General features: G+C 64.3%; 3 protein-coding genes and 1 pseudogene. 1 reads left to right on the top strand and 3 read right to left on the bottom strand.

Going from position 1 to position 3,652, the window contains the following annotated elements; translation table 11 throughout:
- Nucleotides 1-457: 457 nt before the first annotated feature.
- Nucleotides 458-1,431 (top strand): annotated as a pseudogene (locus AC08OU_RS22925) (acetyl-CoA C-acyltransferase); the annotation flags it as partial.
- A gap of 389 nt (nucleotides 1,432-1,820) precedes the next feature.
- On the opposite strand, the gene AC08OU_RS22920 reads toward AC08OU_RS22925, so the two are convergent.
- From AC08OU_RS22920 to AC08OU_RS22910, 3 genes are all read right to left on the bottom strand, one after another.
- Entirely contained in the window at nucleotides 1,821-2,798 is a 978-nt protein-coding gene (locus tag AC08OU_RS22920; protein ID WP_476602268.1) for an aminotransferase class I/II-fold pyridoxal phosphate-dependent enzyme, read from the bottom strand.
- 108 nt (nucleotides 2,799-2,906) lie between these two features.
- A complete protein-coding gene (locus tag AC08OU_RS22915) occupies nucleotides 2,907-3,155 on the bottom strand; it encodes a hypothetical protein (RefSeq protein ID WP_462189221.1) in 249 nt (82 codons plus the stop codon).
- Between the two features lie 168 nt (nucleotides 3,156-3,323).
- Nucleotides 3,324-3,652 (bottom strand): sulfotransferase (locus AC08OU_RS22910; protein WP_476605773.1); only part of this gene is annotated, 329 nt, incomplete at its 5' end.

Below are 3,652 nucleotides of genomic sequence, written 5' to 3'. Positions count from 1 at the left end.
CCATAGATGTGGGCGGCCCTTTGCCGTCCATTCATCGGTAAGCTCTCCCGCGATGATCGGGTAGTGAGCGATTAAGTCGACTACAACCATACGGCTGCGCCGCGGGTAATGCGTGCAACTAGGCACGCTCGCGCTCCTTTTGTGCGGAAGCATTTTTTCGGCGGTGTTTTCGCGAGGTAAAATCGCAAAATCGAGATCCCATGCCCGGAGAGCACAGAACACACAAAAAGAGAAATTCTCACGGAAAGTGTCGGCTTCCCGGCTTATTCCTGCAGCTCACCGCTGTGCGATCTGCGTTCCAATCTCGATGCACAGAACACGCAAAAAGCGAACTATCCAGAAAACGTCTTGGCTCCAGAATATTCGTGCAGTCTAGGGCTATGACTTCTCCAACAGGCACAACAGTGCTGTCATCGTCGCCGGCGCGCGGACTCCGATCGGCAAGTTGTCCGGAGCGATGAAGACTTTCTCCGCCGTGGACCTCGCCGGTTTCGCGATCGAGGCTGTGTTGGCGAAAGCCGGCATCGGCGGTGAGCGGGCCGGCTATGTGATCATGGGTCGCGTCATCCAGGCGGGCCAGGGGCAGAACACTGCACGGCAGGCCGCCGTCCGGGGCGGTGTTCCGATGAACGTCCCGGCGCGCACGGTGAACGCGGTGTGCCTGTCCGGCCTCGACGCGATCGTGCTGGCGGCCAGCCTCATCGCAAGCGGCGAGTACGACGTCGTCGTCGTGGGTGGCATGGAGTCGATGACGGGGGCACCGCACCTGTTGCCCTCCCTGCGCGCCGGCGTCCGCTACGGCAACGCCGTAGTTCTCGACGCCACCGTTAGTGACGCTCTCTTCTGCGCCTTCGACTGGACGGGCATGGGACCCTCCACTGAGCGACACATGGAGGGTCAGGGCATCAGCCGAGCCGAGCAGGATGAGTTCGCCGCGCGGTCGCACCGGTGCGCCGCCGCTGCCATGAGGAACGGTCTGTTCGATGACGAGATCGTCTTGATGACGAGATCGTCCCGGTCGAGGTGCCCAAGCGCCGTGGCAAGCCTGTGCTGGTGACGCAGGACGAGGGCGTGCGGGGTGACACCACGGCGGAGGCGCTGGCCAGGCTGCGCCCCGCGTTCGCCCCGAACGGCACGATCACCGCCGGCTCGGCTTCCCAGATCTCCGACGGTGCCGCGGCCGTCGTCGTCATGAGCCGGGTGAAGGCGAACGAGCTCAGTCTCCCCGTGCTCGCTGAGATCGGTCACCATGGCTTTGTCGCGGGCCCGGACGCCTCGCTGCTGTCCCAACCCGCGAACGCGATCGCGGCCGCGTTGCGCAAGGAGGGGCTGACCCCCGCGGACGTGAACCTCTACGAGATCAACGAGGCGTTCGCGGCGGTGGCCAAGGAGAAGCTCTCATACTGCGCGTTCCAGCGTGAGCTCGGCGTTGGTCTTCCCCTGCGCCGGGCTGGCCGGCCGGCCGATCCCTTGCCGGCCGCGGCGGCTCAGCCAGGCCGCACGCTCCTAGCACATCGTGCTGGCCCGTTCCACCCCGCTGCTCGACACAGGCCTACCGCACCCGAACCGGACGACGAGATCCTGCGAATAAGAGGACAGGTTCCCGCCCCTTCATCGCATCAGCGGCGGTCCGGCTGACCCGCTCGTCAGGTGAGAGTGTCAAGATCGCGCCTATCTGTACTCGCAAGCCGTGATCAGATCGCCAGGGCCGTATGATCCCCTGACTCGTCCCGTGCCCCCGGCCGCCCTGGAGGATGCCGCGGACGGTACCGGCTCTGGCCCTGCCGGTGCCGGCTCGCGGACGACCGAGCAGCGCCGGTTCAGAACTCGTACTTCTGCTTGAGCTCGGCGAGTGTGTCGACGAAGCCATCCAGGTGTTCGTTGGACAGTCGGTTGTTCACCATCAGTCGGATCACGGCCTGGTTCTTGTTCACCGCCGGGTAGCCGAACATCGGTACCAGATACCCGCGATCGAGGAAGTCCTGCCGGACGCGTACGGCGGTGTGGTTCGAGCCCACCGAGATCGATGTGACGTAGGTCGGCGTGGCGTTGATGGTGCAGCCGATCCCGAGCAGTCGCTCCCGCAGCCGGTCGACTCGGTCGAGGTAGCGTTCCATCACCGACGGGTCTTGTCTCATCCGGCGCAGCACATGGACGATGGCGCCGGCGGTCGGCGGCTGAATGTTGTTGGTGAACACCGACGTGCCCGACAGAAAGCGGAACGCATCAAGAGCGTCGGCCGGTCCCGCGAGGGCGCCACCGCCCAAGCCGATGGACTTGCCGAACGACACCATCAGGAAAGTCGCCCGGCGCAGCTCCTCGTATTCAGCGGCGAACCGGTGGCCGCCGTTGCCGTAGACCATGAAGCCGTTCGCGTCGTCGACGAAGCTGACCGCGCCGAACTCGTCGCACAGGTCGAGGATCTCGCCGACCGGAGCCATCGAGCCGTCGGAGTACACGGTCAAGAATCCGACAACGACCCGCCGGCCGCGGAGGTTCTCCAGCACCTGCCTGAGATCGGCAATGTCATTGTGGCGGAAGGCGATCATGTTACGTCCGAACTTGAATCGCTCAACGGCCTTCCACATGCTCCAGTGGCTGTCCCGGTCGAGCACGAACACCGTGTCGGCGTTGTCCACGCCGGGCTGGTTGTTGAACGAGAACCTGGCGCTCATCGCGTGCACGAATCCGACGTTGGCCAGCAGTCCGGTGGCGAAGGTGAGCGCTTTCTGCCGGCCGGTGATCTCAGCGACCAGCGCCTCCAGTTCCAGGTGTGGCCGGGCGACGCCCTGAACCACTCGGGAGCCGTCGACGACCAGGCCATAGGAGTCGAAATGAAATAACTTGCGCGTTTCGAACCCTCCACAGGCCTGTGACCTGCGATGATGCTCTCGATCACGTATTTGTTACTTCATTACGTCCCCATAGTTCATTGCCGTCTCGACGAAGACGTTGCGCACGTCCGGGTCGTGTTGCCATCCGAGGATGCCGATGCCGGCGAAGTTGACCACTTTTCTGCCGTTGATGCTTATGACCGCGTCGTTGAGGTCGTCAAGCTCAGGCGTCGCGATCAGCTCGCCGCTTCGCCTTGCGCTTTCGACCCATTCGGAGAAACCCCAGCGGGCCAGCGCCGGCTCCGCGGACAAGGTAGTCATGATCGTCCCTTATTTCGGTGAGTTGGGCCCAGGAGCGTTGGCGTCTTCTCGTTGCTCGGTGATGGAAGGGCAAATGCGAGACCGCTGGACGGTGCCAATGGAGCAGGCCGAGACCAGGTCAGCCCACGACGGGGCCACCGAGTTCCGGGCCACCGAGTTCCGGTCGGTTCAGAGCAGGGTGCCGAGTCGGGAGTCGGCTTCCTCGGCGCTGATGCCGAATTGGGCCAGGTCGTAGCGGTGCGAACGGAGGCGTTCGTCTTCGGCCAGCACGGCCGACATGGCCGGGCGGACCTCGTTGGCCAGGTCCCATCCGAGGTGGCGATAGATGTCGGCGACGACCGCCAGCGGGTCGGCGGTGAACTCGTCGAATTCGACGTCGTAAAACCTGGCCTGGTCGTGTTTGGCCCGCTCCGTGGCGAATCGCGCAAGAGTGCGAGTGGCGAGTTCGAGCAGGGCAGGGCCGATCACCTCGCCCTGGAAAACTGAGGACATGCGGG

The organism is Frankia sp. CcMO1, from assembly GCF_977945845.1.
Note: the sequence above shows the minus strand (reverse complement) of the source record. Positions and strands in the feature narration are given on the sequence as shown.

What these genes read in the sequence shown, in the direction of transcription:
- AC08OU_RS22915 (WP_462189221.1), bottom strand. Translation starts at nt 3,155, where the DNA reads ATGACTACCTTGTCCGCGGAGCCGGCGCTGGCCCGCTGGGGTTTCTCC.